Consider the following 22,245-nt stretch of genomic DNA (forward strand, 5'->3'; position numbering starts at 1 on the left):
TTTACCTTTTTAAAAAAGAGGAAAGCTAGGCTTTCCTCAATAACTTACAGGTTGGGTAAAACATTAAAGCTTAGCGGCTAGTTGCTTAACTTGTTTCATGTCGCCGTTTACAGCGTTAGTTAAGCGTGTACCGTATTCGCTATCTGCTTTGTAGAAGTGGCTAAGCATTTTGTGCATAACTTTGCTGTCTTTCACTTTGCCTAAATCGCCGGCTAAGTTGTTAACTAAGTTAGTGCGCTCTTGCTTGCTAAAGCTGCGGTAAAGTACACCCGCTTGAGCAAAGTTTTGCTGCTTTTTAATTGCTGCTTGTTGTACGTAGCCTTTTAGCTCTGTGTTACTTCTGCGTGCAATTGGGTTTTTTGCAACGTTTTCGTGACTTGGTTGGTAGTTCACGTTACTTGTTGTATTACCGTAGTTCATTGCGCCGTCTTGGTTGTAGTTAACCACTTCAACTTTTGCACGGTTAATTGGCAATTGTTGGTGGTTAGCACCTAAGCGGTACATTTGCGTATCGGCGTAAGAGAAAACACGCCCTTGTAAAAGTCTGTCTTCAGATGGCTCAATACCCGGAATTACATTTGCCGGTGCCATTGCAACTTGTTCTGTAGATTGGAAGAAGTTAGTTGGCATACGGTTTAGGGTCATGGTGCCTACTTTAGTTTCTTTAACGTCTAACCACATTTTTGTTGCATCTAATGGGTTGTAGTCAAAGTCATCTAACTGCGACGGATCAAGGGTTTTAATGTATAGATCCCACTTAGGGAAGTTGCCTTTACCAATCTCGCTGTATAGGTCGCGTGTTAAGTGTTGGAAGTCTTTACCTTGCACTTCGTTTACTTCTTTAGCATCAAGGTTGTCTATACCTTGTTGGCTTACCCAATGAAACTTAACGTATTTAACATCGCCAGACTTATTAATCATTTTGTAAGCATGTACGCCCCAGCCGTCCATTTTACGTAGGCTTGCTGGTGTACCGTAGTCGCTGTATACCCACGTTAACATGTGAGTAGAACCTGGCTCGTATGAGAAAAAGTCAAAAAAGCGGTTAGGATCTTGAATGTTATCTACCGGTGACGGCTTTAACGAGTGAACCATGTCTGGAAATTTAATCGCATCACGAATAAAGAATACCGGTAAGTTGTTACCTACTAAATCCCAGTTACCTTGGTCGGTGTAAAACTTAGTAGCAAAACCACGTGGGTCACGTAGTGTTTCTGGGCTACCTTTTGAGTGAATTACTGATGAAAAACGTACAAATACGTCAGTTTCTTTACCCGCTTCTGCAAACGGTGCAGCAATTGTTAAGTCATCTAATTCTTTAGACGCTACAAACACACCGTGTGCACCTGTACCACGCGCATGCACTACACGCTCAGGAATACGCTCACGTGCAAAACGTTGTAGCTTTTGAATTAGGTGTACGTCTTCAAGTAATACACTTCCGCGCTCACCTGCGGTAATAGAGTTTTGGTTGTCGCCAACAGCTGCGCCGTTGTCTTTAGTAAGGGTAGTTGCGGCACTTGCAGGTAATGCCATTGCTAAAGCTAATGCGCTTAGCGTTAACGTAGATTTATTATTAATCGTGTTTTTTTGAGTATTCATTGTCGACCTCATCTGTATAAAAGTGCCGGCAGTGTTGCTGGCTGTTTAACTGTTAACGAGTGTATTAACAAAAGTGGGTTCGGCAAAATTGATTGTTTAGATTGGATTAATCACAAATTTAGATTACTGTTTGCGTGCTGCCTTCTATTTTTTAAATAGCGGTTTTGTAATGTTCGACCTTAGTCGTAATTGCAATTTTGAAATCAATGAAAATACAGACAATTTCATATTTAATGAATAAATATTCACCACTGTGGTGCGTTTTTCACTAACAAGATGTTGACTTATTATAACAATAAAGAGAATATGCTCACTTGCTGGGCTTATGCTCAAGTTAAGGTTGCACCAAACTAGGTGCATAAAAAGGGGCAATATGAATACTAAAATAGAATTAGTTATTTTTGATTGTGATGGCGTTGTTATAGATAGCGAAATATTAAGCGCGCAAGTGTTAATAAACATGCTTGCAGAGATTGGCGTTAATATTGACCGAGCCTATGTACAACAATATTTTTTGGGCTGTAATTTTAAAACAGTCACCCAAAACTTATTCGATACCTTTAACGTGACCTTAGCTGAGAGCTTTGAAGCCGATTACCGAGAAGCACTATTAAACGAGTTCGAAACTGCATTAATGCCAACTAACGGCATTAAACATGTGCTAGAGAAATTATCTGTACCTTGTTGCATTGCAACAAGCAGTAGCCCTAAACGCACCGCTAAAGCGCTTAATGTGGTTAATTTATCGCAGCACTTTAATAAGGTATTTACCTCAAGTGAGGTAAAAAATGGTAAGCCCGCACCCGATTTATTTTTACATGCCGCTGAGCAAATGGGCGTAAAGCCACAAAATTGTTTAGTGATTGAAGATTCAAAAGCCGGCGTGTGCGCCGCACTTGCCGCCAATATGCAGGTTTTGCATTACAGCGGGGGGGGGCATATGCAAGATGCAGTGAACTTTGTTCACCAAGCTTACCCAGAGGTAGCGCATTTAACGCATTGGGATGACTTTTATAAGCAGTACCCAACATTACAAACACAGTAATAGAATATCAACGTTGAGCTTTATTACACTGACAAAGCTTAACGTAAAAATGCATTAATTATTAAATAGTTATAGTAGTAGCATTATAAAAAGGCACGGTGATTTACTCACAATTAATTTAAATAAAAAACACTTTTTTAAATTAATAGTTAACCTGAACTTTGGTTAAGAGATTTACTAACATATTAAATCAAAAGTGATATCTATGTTTATTTTCTCTAGCCAGAGATTTACAGTGAAAACAAGGCGAAATTACGCGTCAATAGCTAGCCTATTGCAAGTAAATTTAACGTAGTTAGCGCTGGAAATAGCTGCTTGAGATAGATTTATTATCCAGAGTTCAGGTTAGTTAGGGCTGTGCTTAAAACAATAGGAAAATACCATGGCATCAAGTCCACACACACAAACATTTAACGATGTTAACGAAGAGCAATTGCCCGTTGCTAATCATAAGCTTCATGGTTGGAAGCACTTTGCCGGTTTATACGCTGGTGAACACGTTGCTGCAACCGAGTTTGTTATTGGTGCAACCTTTGTTGCATTAGGCGCATCGACCATCGACATTCTATTAGGTTTATTAATTGGTAACCTATTAGCTATGTGTTCGTGGTGGTTAATTACCTCTCCAATTGCGGTAGAAACGCGCTTAAGTTTATACAACTACCTAAATAAAATTGCGGGTAACTCAATGACCAAGCTCTATAATTGGGCAAACGTGGTCATATTTAGTGTGATATCCGCCGCCATGATCACGGTATCGGCAACCGCAGTGCGGTTTTTGTTTGATATACCCGCGCAACTCGATTGGTACCCTAACAGCTTAGCATTTGTGGCCATTGTTTTATCGGTTGGCTCTATTGTTGTACTTGTGGCTATGTATGGTTTTTCAACCGTTGCTGATTTTTCTAAAATTTGTGCGCCATGGTTATTTGTTATTTTTATAGCGGGCTCGTTTGCATTGTTCCCTGAGCTTTCTAATCATGTATTAGGAGTGACCACGCTAACAGGGGTTGATGACTTTATGGCGATAGGGGATTCTTCTATTTGGACCGGTACCACCGCTGATGGCGAAAAAGGTATTGGCTTATTAGAGGTTATTGGTTTTGCATGGGCTGCAAACTCTATTACCCACTTTGGCTTAATTGATATGGCAATTTTTAGATTTGCTAAACGCAAAAGCTACGGTTTGTTTTCAGGCGTAGGTATGTTTTTTGGCCATTACTTGGCATGGATCTCGGCTGGTATTATGGGCGCAGGTGTTGCGGTATTACTTAAAACAACTATTTCATCACTTGACCCAGGTGACGTTGCTTACCACGCATTAGGCTGGACAGGCTTTGTTATTGTAATTATTGCGGGCTGGACTACAGCTAACGCTAACCTTTACCGTGCAGGCCTTGCAGCACAATCTATTTTTGTTGACCAATCGCGCGAGCGCACTACCGCAATTGTCGGTGTTGTAACCGTTATAATTGCGTGTTTCCCGTTTGTATTTTCGCAAATGTTACCGCTTTTAACTTACGCAGGCTTATTAGTAGTACCTGTAGGCGGAATTGTATTTGCCGAGCATGTTTTATTTCCTAAAATTGGTTTAACCCGCTACTGGGCTAAATACAAAAACATTACACGTAGCGTACCAGCCATTGCCTCTTGGGCATTAGCACTTGTGTTTGGCTTTGGTTTAAATGCGATTGATGTAATGTCGTTTTACTACTTATTTATTCCTACTTGGATTTTCACCATTGTTATTTACACGCTACTGGCTAAAAAATACGGCGCAGGTGAAGACTACAGCAAAGAAATTGCAGCAGAAGAGCAAGAGCTGCAAGACATTAAAGAGTACCAAGCAGGGCTTGCAGAAAACGTTCAAGCTCCAGTTGTTGATAACTCAATGCTAACCAAAGTGTTAAATGGCGTGTCGACTGTTTCGTTACTTATTATTTTTGGCTTTGCCAGCCAAGTAATGTTTTTTAGTGACAGCATGAGCATTTACGCAGGAAATAAATCTCAGTTTGAAATTGCATGTTTTATTTGCACCATTATTTATTTTGCAACCGCTTACTGGTCGCTATTGCGCCATAAAGCACTCAATACTGCATCTTAATTTAAATTTTTAATATTGTTTTAGTAAGGCCGCACCATGACACAACACCAGCACACTGACGCTCTTGTTAAAGGGCTAAACCAACAAAGCTTGGCAGATATGCCAAGCCATGTAGATACACCAAACTACGACCGTAGTAAGCTTAAAGCGGGTATAGTTCATATTGGTGTGGGCGGCTTTCACCGTGCTCACCAAGCGGTGTACATTAACGAGCTATTAAAAACGCCAGGTGCTGAACAGTGGGGTATTTGTGGTGTTGGCTTATTAGAAGGTAACCGTGGTCTGCGCGATATTTTAAAGCAACAAGACTACCTTTACACGCTAACGGTAAGACACCCAAACGGGCAAATAGATAACAAAGTTATTGGCTCTATGATTGACTTTTTGTTTGCTCCAGAGGACAAACAAGCGGTTATTAATAAGCTTGCGCACAGCGATACGCATATTGTGTCGTTAACCATTACCGAAGGCGGCTATAACTTTAACCCAGTAACGGGTGAGTTTGATTACTCAAACCCAGACATTATTAACGACATTAATAACCCGAACGACCCAATTACGGCGTTTGGCTACATTACTGCTGCGTTAAAGCTACGTAAAGAACAAGGCCTTGATGCGTTTACAGTACAGTCGTGCGATAACATTCAGCACAACGGTAATGTAACGCGTAAAATGCTACTTGCCTTTGCGGCCGAGCAAGATAAAGAACTAAGCGAGTGGATTGCTACTAACGTAACTTTCCCAAATGCAATGGTTGACCGTATTACGCCAGTATCTAAAAAGAGCGATATTGACTACGTTGTTGATGCGTACGGTGTTAGCGATGAATGGCCAATTACCTGTGAGTCGTTTACTCAATGGGTCATTGAAGACTCATTTTGCTGCGGACGCCCAGATTGGGATAGCGTTGGCGCACAATTTGTAAGTGACGTAACACCTTTTGAGACCATGAAAATACGCTTATTAAATGCAGGCCATTCTGTACTGGGTTTATTAGGCTCTGTACATGGCTACGGCACAATTGACGAAACAGTATCAGATCCTTTATTTGCAAAGTACTTACGTGCGTTTATGGATAGAGAAGTAACGCCTAACCTAGAGAAATTAGAAGGCATTGACCTTGAAATCTACAAAGACACGCTAATTGAGCGCTTTGCTAATCCAAACATTAAAGACAGCTTATCGCGCATTTGTTCAGAAAGCGCAGCAAAGCTACCTAAGTTTTTAATTGCCACTATTAACGAAAATCTAGCCCATGGCCGTGATGTATCACTTGCGACCCTGGTTATTGCTGCATGGTGTTTTTACAGCGATAAAGGCGAAGATGAGCAAGGCAATAAGCTTGAAATAATCGATGCAATGCAAAGCGAGTTACATGAAGCCGCGGCTAAAACGGCGACTGATGACCTTGCATTTTTATCGCTAACAAGCTTATTTGGCGATTTAAACACGCAAAGTGCCTTTACGTCTCACTACAAAAACAATGTAGAAGCGTTATACGCACCGGCTAGCAAAATTAAAGCAATTATGAATAACGTGCTTGAGCCTAAAGGTAACTAATAATGAGCATTTTAATTGATTCTAAACAGGGTAAAGACGTAAGCGTAAGTTGCTTTGGTGAAGTACTATGGGATTGTTTTGCAAACGATAAACGCTTAGGCGGCGCGCCGCTTAACATGTGTGTGCGTATTAACTCACTGGGCATTAAAGCCGACATGATAAGCGCTGTAGGTAACGATGAACTCGGTACTGAGCTACTAGGCGAAATTAAAAGCAAAGGCGTAAGCTGCGAATACATTGGCGTTAATAACGACAAAAAAACCAGCACAGTACAAGTTACCTTAGATAAAAGCGGCTCAGCCAGCTACGAAATAGTTGCCGACACTGCATGGGATAACATTGAGCTTACAGACTCACTTATTGAAAAAGTAAAAGCCAGTGATGTATTTGTATTTGGCAGCCTAATTGGCCGAAGCGAAGCTTCACTTGCTACATTAAACCAATTAGTTGATGTAGCTAACTTTAAAGTGTTTGACGTAAATTTACGTGCGCCACACTACACGTTAGACACATTAGTAGATTTAATGAATAAAGCCGACTTCATCAAATTAAACGATGAAGAGCTTTATGAAATTGCCAAGGCAATAGGCTGTAAGTTCCATTCACTTGAGCAAAACTTAGCGTTTATTGCACAGCAAACTAACACCGAATACTTATGTGTAACTAAAGGCAGCCACGGTGCACTACTAACCATAAAAGGCGAAAATTACTATAACTCAGGTTATTTAATTAGCGTTGTGGATACAGTAGGCGCGGGGGATTCGTTTTTAGGGTCTTTAATTTATCAGCTTTGTAGTAGTGATTGTGCACAACATGCTGTTGATTTTGCGTGTGCAGTAGGTGCTATGGTGGCCGAAAGTGCCGGTGCTACACCTACACTTACTCATGAACAAATTAACGAGTTTATGAGCCCAGCGTAACGTAAAAAATCACAGTTACACCCAATCATTGTGTGTGTAAGCGGCTTTACTTTTATAGTAAAGCCGCTTTTTTTTGCTTTAATTTTTATTAATAAAGCCGTTTAGATTAAGTGTTGAGCAAGGTGCATAAAAAGTGGCTTAAATAGGGTCTGTTGACCTTTGCAGTTTGAAATTTGTTCAAACTAGGGGCGGTTTAATCGCGGCGCGAGGTTTGTAACCTAGTGGGCTCGATAACTGCTCCTGCGTTATCCTACTGGCTTACATCCATGTAAGAATAAGTCAAAACCGAGCAAAGCTTCCGCGTCCTGCTCACGCCCCTTACCTACATCCATGTAGGCAACAAAGAGTAAATCGCCCCTAGGCAGAATCCGAAGGGCAGCGCCTGTTTGGCATTAATGCTGCGTTATCGCCTACTTATGGGGAATAACCACACCACATAGGCTCTGCCTTGGCTAAATACCAAACAGGCTGCTGCAAATTTAACCTTGAAAGTTCTACAGACCCTTGTCTATTAGCTATTCGTCTTATAGCGGGGGAATTAATACTTTGTTAATGTTCGTCGATTATTCATGGATTGAAAGGCGGGGCGGCAATTAGGCGCTCTATACTCCAAATACAAAAAGAGAAACGTGCTTTATGATCATCTTTTTTATCTGCATAACAATCTTAATACTGGGATATAAGTTTTATAGCCCGTTTGTTGAAAAACAAGCAGGTATGGATACAACAGTTGATACACCGCAAAAACGCTTTAGCGAAGGTGTTGACTATGTAGCCATTCACCCTGTGCGTGCATTTTTAATTCAGTTTTTAAATATTGCGGGCGTAGGCCCTATATTTGGCCCAATTTTAGGTGCGCTTTACGGACCGGTAGCACTTGTATGGATTGTGCTTGGTAACGTATTAGGTGGTGCAGTACACGACTTCTTCTCAGGTGTGATGAGCATTAAAGAAGATGGCAAAAGCTTACCAGAAATAGCAGGGCACTATTACAACGTTGTGTTTAAAGGCTTTATGCTAATATTTACAGCCATGCTGCTGTTTTTTGTGGGCGTTGTATTTATTATGAGCCCAGCAGGCTTATTAAGTAATTTAGATGTATTTGAAGGCACTTTTTTTGCTAATAATACTTTTTGGGTTTTGGCTATTTTAGCGTACTTTTTTTTAGCAACCCTGCTACCTATTGATAAAATTATTACTAAGTTTTACCCGCTATTTGGTTTATTAATGATTGTAATGACTACATTAATAGCCGGTGCGTTATTACTAGATGCACCACACTTACCAGTTGCAGGCGACTTTTTAGCCTACTTTGAAGCCGACCACGCGCATGACTTTTTAGAGCCAAACCCTGATGGCCTGCCAACCTGGCCGTTACTGTTTATTACCATTACCTGTGGTGCTATTAGTGGCTTTCACTCTACCCAAGCGCCTATTATTGCCCGCTGTTTAACAAACGAAAAATACGTACGCCCAGTATATTACGGTGCAATGATGTGTGAAGGTATTGTAGGTTGTGTATGGGCACTTGCGGGTATTGCTGCATTCCCAGAAGGTTACGCTGGCTTAAAAGCATTGCTTGATCAAGGTGGCCCAGGTTTAGTGGTTAACCATGTAGCAAATAGTTACTTAGGCGTAATGGGCGGTATTATGGCCATTATTGCTGTTGCGGTGTTCCCTATTACCTCTGGCGATACGGCGTTCCGTTCCCTGCGTTTAACCGTGGTTGATGCGTTTAATATCCCGCAAAGCTTACGTAATCGTTTATTACTGGCAGTGCCAATTTTAACGATAGCCTTTTTTATGACTAAATTAGATTTCTCAGTTATTTGGCGCTACTTTGCATTTTCAAACATGCTGCTTTCAACCAGTGTATTATGGCTTGCAACTAAGTACTTATTTGATAGACGTGCATTCCACTGGATCACCAGCATACCTGCCGTTATCGCTACTGGCGTAACACTTTCGTATATTATGACTGCTGCTATTGGCTTTAATTTATCGGCCGACTTAGGTAAACCAATTGGTGCCGCCGTGGTTGTTATTGGCTTAGTAGGTTTAGTGTTTGTACACTCTAAGCATAAAAAGCTAGACGTAGTTTAAAGCGTTAAAATTTAAATAAGCGAGCTTAATAAGCTCGCTTTTTTTATGCATAAAATTTACTCTCACACTATGCAATTTTAAAGGTAATAGAATGAAAATAGCCGCCGATTTTACCCAGAGAGTCGTTGTTCATAGTGAGCAACTTAATTGGAGCCCTTCGCCAATGGCGGGCGTTGATAGGCGCCCACTTGATAGAGTAGGCGCAGAAGTAGCCCGTGCTACAAGCATTGTACGTTATGCACCAGGGAGCGAGTTTTCGCCTCATGTGCATACAGGCGGCGAAGAGTTTTTTGTACTAGAAGGCGTATTTCAAGATGAGCATGGCGATTTTCCACAAGGCTCTTATATCCGTAACCCACCGCAATCAAAGCACAAACCAGGCTCTGATGAAGGCTGCATAATATTTGTAAAGCTTTGGCAATTTCAGCCACAAGATAGAACCCACGTACGCTTACAAACACAGCATATGGGCAGCGTGCAACACGACACATTTAAAGGCCTTGCCATAACCCCACTTTATAAAGATGACTTTGAAGATGTGAGCTTATTGCATTTTGAGGCAGGCGCTAACATGCAAATTAGCGCAAGCGAGGGGGCTGAGCTACTCGTGCTTGAAGGCGATATAAGTGAGCAAACAGATGTATTAGTAAAGCACAGCTGGTTAAGGCTGCCTATTAATAGTGAGCTTAATGTAACCGCAGGTAAGCAAGGTGCAAAAGTATGGCTTAAATTAGGGCACTTAACAGATGTAGATAAGCAAATAGAGCGCGTACAAAACGCTTAGCAAATAGCATTATTTAGCAGTATTGTTTGATTTAGTTCAGTACTAATTAACTTAATACGGTGTAGTTTTATAGTTTAACTCAGTAAGTAATGGGTATTTTTGGGGTTTTTATTTTTTAAAGGGAATAATTTCACTTTATAGGCTTTAATTAACTCCAACTTTCGTTATAAAACCCACTCACACAGGCTGTAAATAACACAAGCGCACCCGATTAAGGAGAGCAGCATGGTACACACAACACATGGTTTATCTATTGGTATTGAACGCGCAGGCCGAGAATTTTTTTTAAAACTAAAAGCTGTAGGAACGCTAACCCACGACGACTATAAAGTCATTACCCCCATGATCGACTCAGCGCTTGGCGAGGTTAAACACCCTATAGCAAACGTGCTTATTGATGCCACCGAGCTAGAAGGTTGGGAGCTTCGCGCCGCGTGGGATGATTTAAAGCTTGGCGTAAGGCACTCAAAAGAATTTAATAAAATTGCTATTTATGGCAATCAAGAATGGCAAGCCCGCATGGCTAAAATAGGCAATTGGTTTATCTCAGGCGAGGTGCAATACTACGAAAACGCCACCGCCGCCATCGATTGGCTAGATGAATAATTAAATAATAAAAAACGCTCACAAGAGCGTTTTTTATTATTTAAAGCAACTTACACTCTACTTAAGAGTTACATTACATCAGCCAGCACAGGTAATGCCGGAAATGCCCCTTTAGCTAAACACGCTTTAGAGCCACATTGAAGGGCAAAGTGCAGGGCGTTTTTTATGCTGGTTTCATCATTTAGTTTATCTGCCAGCACTAAATCACTCCCTAAGTTATTTAAATAGTATAAAGCCCCCGCTATAAAAGCATCGCCCGCGCTTGTTGTATCTACTGCGTTTATTTTTGGTGCCGATTCGTTAAGTATAAATGCGCTGTGGTAAACCGTAGCAGGCTCAGGCCCGTCGGTTAAAAACACCAGTTTAACTCCGGTATTTAATAGCATTTGAATGTAATCTTCGCCCGTTGTTTCGCTATGCTTTGCTAAAAAATTAAGTTCATCACGCGAAAGTTTAACTATGTCGCAATAAGCGAAGCAGGCCTTTACATTGCTGGCTATATCATGGGTGTTTTCCCACAAGCTGTAGCGTAAATTTACGTCAAAACTAACGAGCTTATTATGTGTTTTAGCAAGTTCTAGCGCTTTAACCGTTGTGCTAGCTATGGCTGGATCGGTTAGGGTGTTTGAGCAAAAGTGCAGGGTGCTTATGCTTTGCCAATTTATTTGCGCTAAATGCGCTTGGGTTAAAAGTACATCGGCTGTGTTATGGCGATAAAAGCCAAAACTACGCTCGCCTGTTTCATCAAGGCTTACTATTACCATGGCGGTTTGTGAGCCAGCAATGGTAAATAAATAGTCTGTATTTACATTGTATTGCGCCAGTGCATTACTTAATTGATTGGCAAAATGATCGTCACCTTTACCACCACAAAATGCAGCCTCACCGCCAAGTTTTGCATAGCCAACAGCAACATTAGCAGGTGCACCACCAGGGATGGGTAAGTACGCTGAGTTATGAGCATCTTGTGGCAGCATATCAATTAAAAGCTCGCCTAAGCACAGGAGTTTGGTCATTTGGAATATCCTAAAAAAACCCAGCAAAGCTGGGCTAAAACATGAAGGGTGTTATTTATTCATACTTTAAAAGGCGCTACAGCGATGACTCACTGCAGCGCAATACACACATTTAGTTAAAAGCGTATTTTAAAGTAACCGACGTAGTGCGGCCGTTAATAGTACGGGCACGAATAATGTCGTTTTCTGGTACTGAGCCTTCTTCGGCTTCTGTAATACCTACTGTATCGAATAGGTTGTTTACATTAAGCGCAAGGTTTAAGTTTTCTGATAAGTCGTAGCTTACAAACGCATTTACTTGCGTGTAGCCGTCAAACTTAAGGTCGTTGTTATCTTGTGCGTAAGCATCGGTTGTACCAATAAAGCTTACACCTGCCGCGCCTTTATCGTAGCTGTAACGCGCCATTAATGAGTAAATTAAATCCGCTTGGCGACGTGGTGTGTTACCTACAACTTCAGGAGTTAGCGCATCTTTTGCAATTTCAGCATCGGTCCAAGTAAAGTTACCTCTAAAGTCCCATGCATCCATAAAGTAAGTTGATTCAACCTCAATCCCTTTTGCTTCGTATTCACGGTCGAAAAAGGTTTGCGATGTTGCTTCAAAGTTTTGCTCTTCTGTTTCTGCGTAAAAGGCTGTTGCAAATACCGAGAACGAGTCAAAGCGTTTTTTCACACCAATCTCAAATTGGTTTACTTCATCTACTGCATCTTCATCGGCTACGCTTCCGTCACTGCGTACTTTACCAAATAATAAACGGTCTGCATTTGCGCGCCCACCTTTACTAATACGTGCAAACGTCGCTAGGCTTGGGTCAATTTGGTAGTTAGCACCTACAGAATAAGACGAGTAGCTCCAGTCGTAATTAACTGGGCTTGCATTAGCTATATCAATACCTGCTACGTTTTGCTCAGGAATAGAAATAGTACCGTCGCGGTTCATATCTACTGTTGAGGTTACGGCACCTGCGTAGTTACCGCGTGCTTCACCGCTGTCGTAGCGGGCACTTGCATCAATGCTTACATCACCAAGTTTTGTTGAAAACGCAACATACGGTGCGCGAGTATCGTACTCGGTGTCGTAATCGCGCTGACAACAGTTACCCCAATAAGGCGTGCCGTATGCGTATAAACCGTTTTCTGAATACTCAGTGCCATCGGCTGCGGTTACATTTAAAAGTGCCGCATTGTCGCCTTTAAGCTCCATTAGGTAAGAGTTCCATAACCACGACATAGCAATATTTTGCGTAGAGGCAAAGTAACCAAAGGTTAGGCTAGTGTCATCACTAAACGATTTAGTCAGTTTAAAATCGTTAACAATAGAGCCAAAGTCATTAAGCGTTACATCAAAAGTGTGAATACGCATGGCAAGTTCATCATTAAATGCTTCGCCTGTGTTTGCATTACTCAGTGTTGCGCCTACACCGCCAATACTTTGTGCAATAGACGATGCGCTGCCAACCTCAGCAGGAATAAGCGAGTTAAAGTTACCGCTAATTGATGACTTACGAAAACGGTTTTCGATACGCCAATCGTTATCTAAATCAAATACAGCTTCAAAACCTACCGCATCCACTTTAGGGTTCATGCCGTCGCGTAAATCGCCACTGCTAATTTGGTTTTCACCGTTTAAACGAACAGTTTTAGTAAATAACGCAGAATGCGGTGTATCTGATTGTGCATCAAACCCGGCAATAGAGTCACCATTTGAGTACATTGGCATAGGAAGGTAGCCAACACTCTTATCGTCTAAGTGTTTGTAATAAAGGCGAACGTAGCCGTTTTCAAAATCTTTAGTAAGGTTAGCTTTAATTTGGCCACCTTTATTTGATGTGTAGTCTGTTTCGCGCGGGCCTTCGCCTTGGCGTACAAAACCACCTACATGAAAACGCACGCTGTCGGTTAAATAGGTGCCGTATTCAAAATCGGTGCGTACACTGTCGTAATCTAGGCCAACAGTAGTAGATACGCTACCCGATTCGTTATCACCGTTTTTAGAAATAAAGTTAATTATGCCGCCAGGTGCATTACTGGCTGATGTAGAGGCTGAGCCACCACGAATTGATTCGATTGTTTGTACTGTGTTATCAAGGCGCATAAAAATATCGGCGTTACCAAAGGCAACATCACCAAACTGCATTACAGGAAGGCCATCTTCTTGCAGCTGTAAAAACTTAGCGCCACCCGATGCTACAGGTAAGCCACGCACTGCAATATTTGCATTACCTTCACCGCCTGTTGATTCAGCGCGAACACCCGGAATAATTCTAAATGCTTCAGCCGTTGAGCGTGGCGTTGATACCTCAACTTGCTCAAGCGATAAACTGCTTACTGATGAGCTCGATGCCATAATAGTTGTGCGGCGAGGTACACCGGTAACAACAATTGTTTCAAGCCCTTGCTTAGCTTGCACTTTGGTTTCTTGCTCGTCTTGTGCATGAACGCCTTGACTTACTGCAAGTGCTAAGGCACTGATTAAATATAAAGGTGTGTGGTGTGTTGTCATGTTAACGCCTCATTGTGTTGTGTGAGTTTGTTATTTTTACTTAATCGATTAAGTAAAAATAACAAAGTTTTTACAATATGCAAATTTTTTTTGTGTGTAATTTGCACTTTTTTGTTTTTATATTGATTTTAAAGGTATTTTTATTCTGGCTTGAGCAGCCATTTATGCATTTTTAGTTAATGCTTTTGCCGCAGGGTCGCGGTAAAAGTTATAAAGCATGGCTAAAAATAAGATCACAGCAAAGCCGGTAGCTAAGTAAAAGCCGTAGCGTACGTGGCCAAAGTAATCACTTATCATGCCCATAAATAAAGGCGCAAGTGCGGCCGAAAGCGCGGTAAAAAATAAAATAACACCCGCTACTGCACCATGTTGTGCAACAGGAAAGCACGATATACCTTTAGAGTTTAAAGTAGGGTAAACCATCGACATAAATAAACCCGAAAGCGGAAGCAAGCCTACCGCCCAATCAACACCGCCTACCAAAGTGCCTACATAACACAGCGCGATGCCTAAACTTAAATAAGCCATGACCCCTTGCCAGCTAAAGTGATTTAAAAGCCATACAGCAATAAAGCGTCCAGCAGCACGTAATACAAAAAATATAGTAAGTGCGTAGGTTGCAAGTAAAGGCCACGAGCCTGTGTAATCTTTTAAAAGTGTTGGCATCCACACGTAAATAGCAACCTCGGTAGCCACATATAATGCAATAGCCAACGAAAAACCAAGTGCGTACGGGTTTTTAATCATTTTCATGGTGGTGGCAAGTGAAGCGGGCTTTTCTTTGCTTTTAACAACACTTGGGTAGTCGGCGCGCCATGCCATTAACGCTAAAATTAAACACATAACGCCGGCAATAATGTACAGGTAAGTCCAGCTCACGTTTTGAGTAAGCAGTACGCCTACCAGCGCAGGGCCAACTATGGCACCAATACCAAAAAAGCCTTCTACTTTGTTCATGGTTTTAGTGTGCTCTGCGTTACTTGCAGATATATCGCCAAGTAGCGCTAGTGCACCGGTTTTAAATAAACCAATGGCAAGCCCTATACAGCACAGCAAAATTAAAAATACCGAAAAACTGTTGCTAAAGGCAAACAAAAAGCAGCTGAGCGAAAAAATAAGTAAGCCCAGCATTATGGTTTGTTTACGGCCTAGGCTGTCGGCTAAAAAGCCTAAAAACAAGCCACTAAAAGCAATAAGTGCCATAGGTGCATAATGAAAAGCACTGGCTTGGGTCATACTTAAACCAAACTCTGTGATTAGTTCAGGGATGATCATACCTACTGCATCTGAGGTCATCGCAAACATAAAAAACATCATGTAAGTGAGTATTCGTATGTGCTGCATTGGGTCGCTTTGCGAGTGTGTGTGTAAATTCGTCATGTGATTTTTCCTCGTTGTGGCTCAAGTTATAGTAATAACTCAATCACTTACTCTAGTTAGTATTACCGTTGCCACAACTTTTGTATGTAAAATATTTAAAAATTACTTGTAAAATTGTACGTGCTAGTTAAAGATATATCTTAATCGATTAAGTTTCAACTTGGTAATCACACATGATGAAGAATAAAGTTCAATTGATCACATACGCTGATCGAATCACAGGTCAAGATATAAACGCACTTACAACATTGTTAAAAGGTCCTTTGAAGGGCGTATTTGGTGGTGTGCACCTTTTACCTTTTTATAATCCTATTGATGGAAGCGATGCGGGCTTTGACCCGATTGATCACAGCGAAGTAGATTCTCGCATTGGTACATGGGCTGATATTCAAGCACTGGGTGAAAACCATGATCTAATGGCTGATTTAATCGTTAACCATGTATCGGCGCAGTCTTATCAGTTTCAAGATGTGCTAGCTAAAGGCAAGCAGTCAGAATTTTGGGATTTGTTTTTAACAAAAGAAGACGTTTTTCCAAATGGTATGAGCGAAGCTGAGCAACAAGCAATTTATCGCCCGCGTCCCGGTAGCTGTTTTACGCCAATGCAGTGTGGCGATGGTCAAACGTATGACTTTTGGACCACGTTTACCGATAACCAAATTGATATAAACGTAAAAGTTGAAGCGGGTATTGCGTATTTAAATAACGTATTAACTAAGTTTTCTGAAAATAACGTAAATATTATTCGTTTAGATGCAGCGGGTTACGCAATTAAACAAGCCGGTACAAACTGTTTTATGCTAGACGAAACCTTTGGCTACCTAGATAACTTGTCAAAGCAAGCAAACGAGCTTGGCATGGAAACCATTGCTGAAATTCATAGCCACTATCAAACACAAGTAGAAGTAGCAAAGCGTGTAAACATGGTTTACGACTTTGCATTACCGCCGCTTATTTTGCATAGCTTATTTAATAACGATGTAGATGCATTACTTAAATGGTTACAAATTTCACCACGCAACTGTTTAACGGTACTTGATACGCACGACGGCATAGGCATTATTGATGCAGGCCCAATGGGCGACAAGGCAGGGCTATTAAATGCACAGCAAATAGATACCCTTGTAGAAACCATGCATGCCAACAGTAACAACCAAAGCCGCCAAGCTACAGGTGCTGCTGCCAGTAACGTTGATTTATACCAAGTAAATTGCACGTATTACAATGCATTAGGCGCTAACGATTTAGATTATTTGATTTCGCGTGCCATACAGTTTTTTGCCCCCGGTGTGCCGCAAGTGTACTACGGCGGTTTATTTGCCTGCGAAAACGATATGGATTTACTTGCGCGTACCAATGTGGGCCGTGATATTAACCGTCCGTATTTAAATACTGAAACAATTGAGCACGCACTCAATAAACCTGTAGTAAAAGGTTTAATAGAGCTCATTAAATTACGTAATGAACACCCCGCTTTTGCAGGAGAGTTTAGTGCTCACGGCACCCAGGGAATATGTTGTTTAACGTGGCAACTAGAAGATAAGTCTATTGCATTAAGTGTTAATTTTAAAACGCGAGACGCGCTTATTACTCAAGTAAATGATGATGAAGAAACAACAATAAGTTTAAACGCATTGTTAGCCTAACAGGCTATTAAAACATAAAAGCCAAGCTCTTGACTTGAGCTTGGCTTTTGTTTACCCAATCCTTTTTAACATAACTTATTAACCACTAGCGCCAATATCTAGCTCGTAACTTACATCACATATTTTTTCTTCTTTTGATATAAAGAGCTCGGCGGCCATTACGCCTTTTTCTTGGCTGTTTTGATGAATAGTGGTTAGGCGCGGTACAAAACGAGCGGCTTCGTCTATTCCATCAAAGCCGACAATACGCAGTTCTTCACCTATTTTTATGCCTTGTTTTATCGCTTCTCGCATGGTGGCAAGGGCAATTAAATCACTCATACAAATTATAACGTTAGGGCGGGGGGAGGCACTTAACACCTCTTTAGCGGCAATGTTAGCAAAACGCTCGCTGCTCTCAGGTATATTCCAAATGCGGTCATCAGCTACGGTTATATTTGCCTCACTTAAAGCACGTTGATAACCCCGTAAACGTTGGTGCGAAATAGATTGCCCTGTTTCAAATTCGTGGTGCTCATATACGCGGCACAATACGTTTTCATCAAGTAATCTTAAGCCTAAAATAGCGACTTTATCGCTTTGATTTTTTAAAACATGCTTGGCTATTTCGTAACTTGCTTGCTCGTTATTAATATTTACTGAGGCATTGCGGGCTATATCAAAATCAATAGTTACCACATGTTTAGAGACCGTTTTTAACTGCTCTACTAATGCGTTATTTCGAGGGCGGCCATAACAAATAAAGCCATCAACAAAGTCGACCACACTCTTAAGGTTATCGCTATTACCAGATAACAATAAAACATTAATGCCGTTTTTTTCAAGCACCGAGGTTACACCCCGCATAAAGCTACTGGCCACAGGGTCCGACACCATATATTCGACGCTATCGGGCAGCACTAACGCCACAATATTAAATGTACCACTGCGAAGCGATTGCGCGGCTTTATTGGGCCCGTAATAGCCCAAGGTTTTGCACGCTGCAAGAATATCGTCTCGGCGTTTAGCCGATAGCTGATCAGGGCGATTAAACGCATTAGAGACTGTTGCGTTAGATACACCTAACTCTTTAGCAATACTTTTTAGGGTCCAGCGGGTTTGCTTACTCATACCAATTCTTTACTCAATACTCATGTTAATAAACTAACATATTCAGGGCGTTAGCAAAGTAAAAAATAAGGTTTTAGCCTTAATGCCGGCACTCTTTAGGCGCAATACCAAAGGTTTGTTTAAAAACACGACTAAAGTGGCTTGCGCTATTAAACCCAACATCAAAGCACACTTGGCTAATAGCATGGCCTTGCAGTAATTGATTGCGGGCTTTTTTAAGTCTTAATTGTTGCTGCCAAAGGGCTGGGGTAGTGCCAAATGCCAGTTTAAACTGCTGATAAAACTTACTGCGGCTCATGCAGGCTATTTTGCACAAGGTATTTATGTCGAGCGTTTCGTTTAAGTGCTCTTCAATATAAAGCAGTGCATCGCTTATTTTTGTTTTAAGGCGTGGTTTATCCCTATTAGCCAGTAATAAGTCGCGACTTTGTTGTTGTAACAACCGGGTGATCAATTCGTTTAACGACAAGTCAATTAAGTAATGTCGCTGTGCGCCTTGTTCGCTAAATAAATGTACCATGCGCTCTAATAAATGCTGTGTTTGGCTATTATGTTGGCTATGCACCAATTGCGGAACATACTCGAATAAGCCGCCATCGTGTGCAAAGCTTTGCTGCATGTTAAGCGCATTCGCCACAGTGTTTATTTTATCTTTGCTTATTTCAATTGCTAAACACGTGGTTGGGGCGTGCATTGATGCCTGTGGAAAATCAATTAATACACCTTGCTCTGGCGCTAATACAAACGACTCGTGGGGTAAAAATGCTTTATGGTATTGGCTACTTTCTACGTGCATTACTTTTTTACCGCTGAGCATGGCACAAAACAGTAACTCCTTTGAATGCAGTGCCACCTTTTGTGCGCGTTGGTACGTGTCGTAAATGCTCAACTCGCTGTTATCTGCTGCAAATGTCACTTTATTTTCTATTAAAACATCAAGTTGTTGGCGTTTTTTGTTTAACTGAGATGTGTGCATATCAATCCTTTTGGCTTTTATTAGTGTGGACTCACAGACAACTTTTGTGGACAGCTAATCAAGTTTTTAGGTGCTCGTTAGGCTAATGTCAAATAACACTGATTAAATATAAAGCATTTTGTTTTATATAAATGTTCGACCTTTAGCTAACAACAATAAAGAGAGCACACACATGATATACGCAAATCCAGGTAGCGATGGCGCACTCGTAAACTTTAAACAACAATACGGAAATTACATTGGCGGAGAGTGGGTAAAACCTGTAAACGGCCAATATTTTGATAATATAAGCCCAGTAAACGGTAAGGTATTTTGCCAAATACCTCGATCCGACAAAGACGATATAAACCTAGCACTCGACAAAGCGCACGCAGTGCGAGAGCAATGGGGCACAACCTCAGTTACCGAGCGCAGTAATATACTGCTAAAAATAGCCGACCGAATTGAGCAAAACCTAGAGCTACTAGCTGTTGCCGAAACATGGGATAACGGTAAAGCCATTCGCGAAACACTCGCGGCTGATATTCCGCTCGCGGCCGATCATTTTCGCTACTTTGCAGGGTGCCTACGCTCGCAAGATGGCAGTATTGGCGAAATTGACGAAACCACGGTGGCATATCATTTTCACGAACCGTTAGGTGTGGTTGGGCAAATTATCCCGTGGAACTTCCCTATTTTAATGGCCGCATGGAAACTTGCACCAGCACTTGCTGCAGGTAACTGTGTGGTACTAAAACCAGCTGAGCAAACACCGGCCTCTATTTTAGTTTTAATGGACATTATTGGTGACTTACTGCCTGCAGGCGTGCTCAATATTGTAAATGGGTTTGGTAAGGAAGCAGGCGAAGCACTGGCCACAAGTAAACGTATCGCTAAAATTGCATTTACAGGCTCTACACCTGTCGGCTCACATATTTTAAAATGTGCTGCTGAAAACATTATCCCATCAACGGTAGAACTTGGCGGTAAATCGCCCAATATATTTTTTAATGATGTAATGGAAAAAGACGACGCGTTTTTATCAAAAGCTATAGAAGGCGCCGTGCTTGCTTACTTTAACCAGGGCGAAGTATGTACCTGTCCATCAAGGTTGTTTATTCAAGAAGATATATACGAGCAGTTTATTGAGCGCATACTCGAACGTACCCAACAAATTAAACGTGGCAATCCACTCGACAGCGAAACCATGGTGGGCGCTCAAGCTTCAAAAGCACAGTTTGATAAAATACTTAGTTACATAGACATAGGTAAAAAAGAAGGCGCCGAAGTACTCACCGGCGGAAACGTAGAGCAGCTAAATGACGATTTAAATGGTGGTTATTACATACAACCTACACTGCTTAAAGGTACAAACGACATGCGTGTATTCCAAGAAGAGATTTTTGGCCCTGTTATTTCTATGTCGACCTTTAAAGATGAAGCCGAAGCACTCGAACTTGCCAACAGCTCAGAATTTGGCTTAGGCGCAGGGGTGTGGAGCCGAAGCATGAACCGTGCTTATACCATGGGGCGCAAAATTGAAGCTGGCCGAGTGTGGACCAACTGTTACCACATGTACCCAGCACATGCTGCATTTGGTGGTTATAAAAAATCAGGAATAGGGCGTGAAACACACAAACTAGCACTCGATCACTACCAACAAACTAAAAATTTATTAGTGAGCTATAGCGAAGACCCGCTCGGCTTTTTCTAATAAAGCAATTCAAACTTAAACACAACAACCATTAAGTAATGAGGGCGCTGCATATTTGCAGCGCTTTTATTCACATTGCTCACAACGCTACTTTAAGCGTGTTGTAATATATAAGTACAATACCAGCCGGGTTCAAAACGTTAAAACCTAAGCGTTTTAATAACTCATTACCTGCGTTAAAAACGATTTTACGATATTAACTTTTTATAAAAGTTGCTCTAAAAATGTGCAGTGATTTATGCATTGTCGGATATTACTGCTCTCCCCCATTTTGGTGTGTTACAGCATTAACGGAGATTTCTTTGTAGTTAACTAATTGTTTACAGGTGGTTATTTGCTGGCTAAGATAAATGCATTGTAATATAGGGACATTTGTCGGTTTATAAAACGACAAGTGTCGTAGACAAAGTTGCTAGGCTTCACTGAGTATCTATGAACAAATTTAATCTAATAGAAAATGCTAGTGATTCCTTGGAACATGCATTAAGACACATGGGGCCAATTGAGGAAAAAGGGCTGGGGAATTGGAAGAGGATTATTGTTGATCTTGCGCACGTTGTAGAGCTTTTGTTTAAAGAGAAGCTCAGGCAAATTCATCCAGCGTTTGTCTTCACAAATATTGATAAATACCCATCTCCATCTCAACACACTGTAAGTAGTGAACTTGCTTGTAAAAGGCTGCAAAAAATTGGCGGCGTTAAGTTCAGCGACGAAGATCTAAATGCTATTCAAACTGCTAGGGAAAAGCGGAATGAAATTGAGCACTTTGAATTTTCAATATCAGACCAAGAAGCAAAGACATTAGTCGGGCAGGTTTTACTATTTGTCATCAATTTCTCTGAAGAGCATTTAAGCTTGGACTGGAAGTCAAAGCACCTAAAGGAAAATGGCCTTGCTGTTTTATATAGTTACACGGAGTTCTATAGCAATTATCTTAAGGCAGCTTACGAAAAAATAGAAAAAGAAGATATTGCTACCATAAAGTGCACTTCCTGCCACAACTTGACCTTCGACATCGACAATGAAATTTGCCTTGTCTGTAGCCACGAAGAAGAAGTTCTTGATTGTAAGTGGTGCCAATCTCCTTACATATATTCAGCTTGTGAATATGACGAAATGGCTGAGCTGTGCCCAGGATGCGAATACAAAGACGGATATGCGGCAGCTCATCATGAAAAGTATTAAAAGTTTAACAAG

At 41.2% G+C, this 22,245-nt stretch carries 16 protein-coding genes; 10 read left to right on the forward strand and 6 right to left on the reverse strand.

Annotated elements, in window-relative coordinates; all coding sequences use genetic code 11:
- Positions 1-63: 63 nt before the first annotated feature.
- Positions 64-1,602, reverse strand: a complete 1,539-nt coding sequence (locus tag PSI06_RS12590; protein ID WP_273603868.1) for a catalase — start codon at positions 1,600-1,602, stop codon at positions 64-66.
- Between the two features lie 373 nt (positions 1,603-1,975).
- Between PSI06_RS12590 and PSI06_RS12595 the strand changes: the two genes are divergently transcribed.
- From PSI06_RS12595 to PSI06_RS12625, 7 genes are all read left to right on the forward strand, one after another.
- The gene (locus PSI06_RS12595; RefSeq protein ID WP_273603869.1) at positions 1,976-2,647 is read left to right on the forward strand and encodes an HAD family hydrolase; all 672 of its coding nucleotides are present in this window, start codon (positions 1,976-1,978) and stop codon (positions 2,645-2,647) included.
- Between the two features lie 382 nt (positions 2,648-3,029).
- Positions 3,030-4,751 carry a purine-cytosine permease family protein gene (locus PSI06_RS12600; RefSeq protein ID WP_273603870.1) on the forward strand — a complete coding sequence of 574 codons (1,722 nt, stop codon included), beginning with the start codon at positions 3,030-3,032 and terminating at the stop codon, positions 4,749-4,751.
- Between the two features lie 36 nt (positions 4,752-4,787).
- A complete protein-coding gene (locus PSI06_RS12605; RefSeq protein WP_024032787.1) occupies positions 4,788-6,311 on the forward strand; it encodes a mannitol dehydrogenase family protein in 1,524 nt (507 codons plus the stop codon).
- Positions 6,312-6,313: 2 nt separating this feature from the next.
- On the forward strand, positions 6,314-7,231 hold the full coding sequence (locus PSI06_RS12610) for a carbohydrate kinase family protein (protein WP_273603871.1): 918 nt from the start codon (positions 6,314-6,316) through the stop codon (positions 7,229-7,231).
- A 636-nt stretch (positions 7,232-7,867) separates the two neighbouring features.
- Entirely contained in the window at positions 7,868-9,334 is a 1,467-nt protein-coding gene (locus PSI06_RS12615; RefSeq protein ID WP_273603872.1) for a carbon starvation CstA family protein, read from the forward strand.
- 91 nt (positions 9,335-9,425) lie between these two features.
- On the forward strand, positions 9,426-10,118 hold the full coding sequence (locus PSI06_RS12620) for a cupin domain-containing protein (RefSeq protein ID WP_273603873.1): 693 nt from the start codon (positions 9,426-9,428) through the stop codon (positions 10,116-10,118).
- A gap of 225 nt (positions 10,119-10,343) precedes the next feature.
- Positions 10,344-10,724, forward strand: coding sequence for an STAS/SEC14 domain-containing protein (locus PSI06_RS12625; RefSeq protein ID WP_273603874.1), 381 nt, complete (start codon positions 10,344-10,346; stop codon positions 10,722-10,724).
- 68 nt (positions 10,725-10,792) lie between these two features.
- Here PSI06_RS12625 and PSI06_RS12630 read toward each other — a convergent pair whose 3' ends face one another.
- The 3 genes from PSI06_RS12630 to PSI06_RS12640 form a co-directional block, all read right to left on the reverse strand.
- Positions 10,793-11,740, reverse strand: coding sequence for a carbohydrate kinase family protein (locus PSI06_RS12630; protein ID WP_273603875.1), 948 nt, complete (start codon positions 11,738-11,740; stop codon positions 10,793-10,795).
- A gap of 112 nt (positions 11,741-11,852) precedes the next feature.
- On the reverse strand, positions 11,853-14,243 hold the full coding sequence (locus PSI06_RS12635) for a TonB-dependent receptor (RefSeq protein WP_273603876.1): 2,391 nt from the start codon (positions 14,241-14,243) through the stop codon (positions 11,853-11,855).
- Between the two features lie 162 nt (positions 14,244-14,405).
- On the reverse strand, positions 14,406-15,623 hold the full coding sequence (locus PSI06_RS12640) for an MFS transporter (RefSeq protein WP_273603877.1): 1,218 nt from the start codon (positions 15,621-15,623) through the stop codon (positions 14,406-14,408).
- Positions 15,624-15,796: 173 nt separating this feature from the next.
- Between PSI06_RS12640 and gtfA the strand changes: the two genes are divergently transcribed.
- On the forward strand, positions 15,797-17,269 hold the full coding sequence (gtfA, locus tag PSI06_RS12645; protein WP_273603878.1) for a sucrose phosphorylase: 1,473 nt from the start codon (positions 15,797-15,799) through the stop codon (positions 17,267-17,269).
- 78 nt (positions 17,270-17,347) lie between these two features.
- Here the strand turns inward: gtfA and PSI06_RS12650 are convergent, their stop codons facing one another.
- Positions 17,348-18,379 (reverse strand): LacI family DNA-binding transcriptional regulator, encoded by a 1,032-nt coding sequence (locus PSI06_RS12650; protein ID WP_273603879.1) that lies wholly within the window; start codon positions 18,377-18,379, stop codon positions 17,348-17,350.
- 79 nt (positions 18,380-18,458) lie between these two features.
- Positions 18,459-19,355: an AraC family transcriptional regulator gene (locus PSI06_RS12655; protein WP_273603880.1), complete on the reverse strand. Its 897-nt coding sequence runs from the start codon at positions 19,353-19,355 to the stop codon at positions 18,459-18,461.
- A gap of 172 nt (positions 19,356-19,527) precedes the next feature.
- On the opposite strand from PSI06_RS12655, the gene exaC reads away from it, so the two are divergent.
- Both exaC and PSI06_RS12665 read left to right on the forward strand, forming a co-directional pair.
- Complete coding sequence (gene exaC / locus PSI06_RS12660) at positions 19,528-21,048, forward strand: acetaldehyde dehydrogenase ExaC (protein ID WP_273603881.1); 1,521 nt, start codon at positions 19,528-19,530, stop codon at positions 21,046-21,048.
- Positions 21,049-21,480: 432 nt separating this feature from the next.
- Positions 21,481-22,233, forward strand: a complete 753-nt coding sequence (locus PSI06_RS12665) for a hypothetical protein (RefSeq protein WP_273603882.1) — start codon at positions 21,481-21,483, stop codon at positions 22,231-22,233.
- Positions 22,234-22,245: the final 12 nt, after the last annotated feature.

Origin of the sequence: Pseudoalteromonas sp. GABNS16E, assembly GCF_028598715.1 — a bacterium.
Taxonomy (GTDB): domain Bacteria; phylum Pseudomonadota; class Gammaproteobacteria; order Enterobacterales; family Alteromonadaceae; genus Pseudoalteromonas; species Pseudoalteromonas atlantica.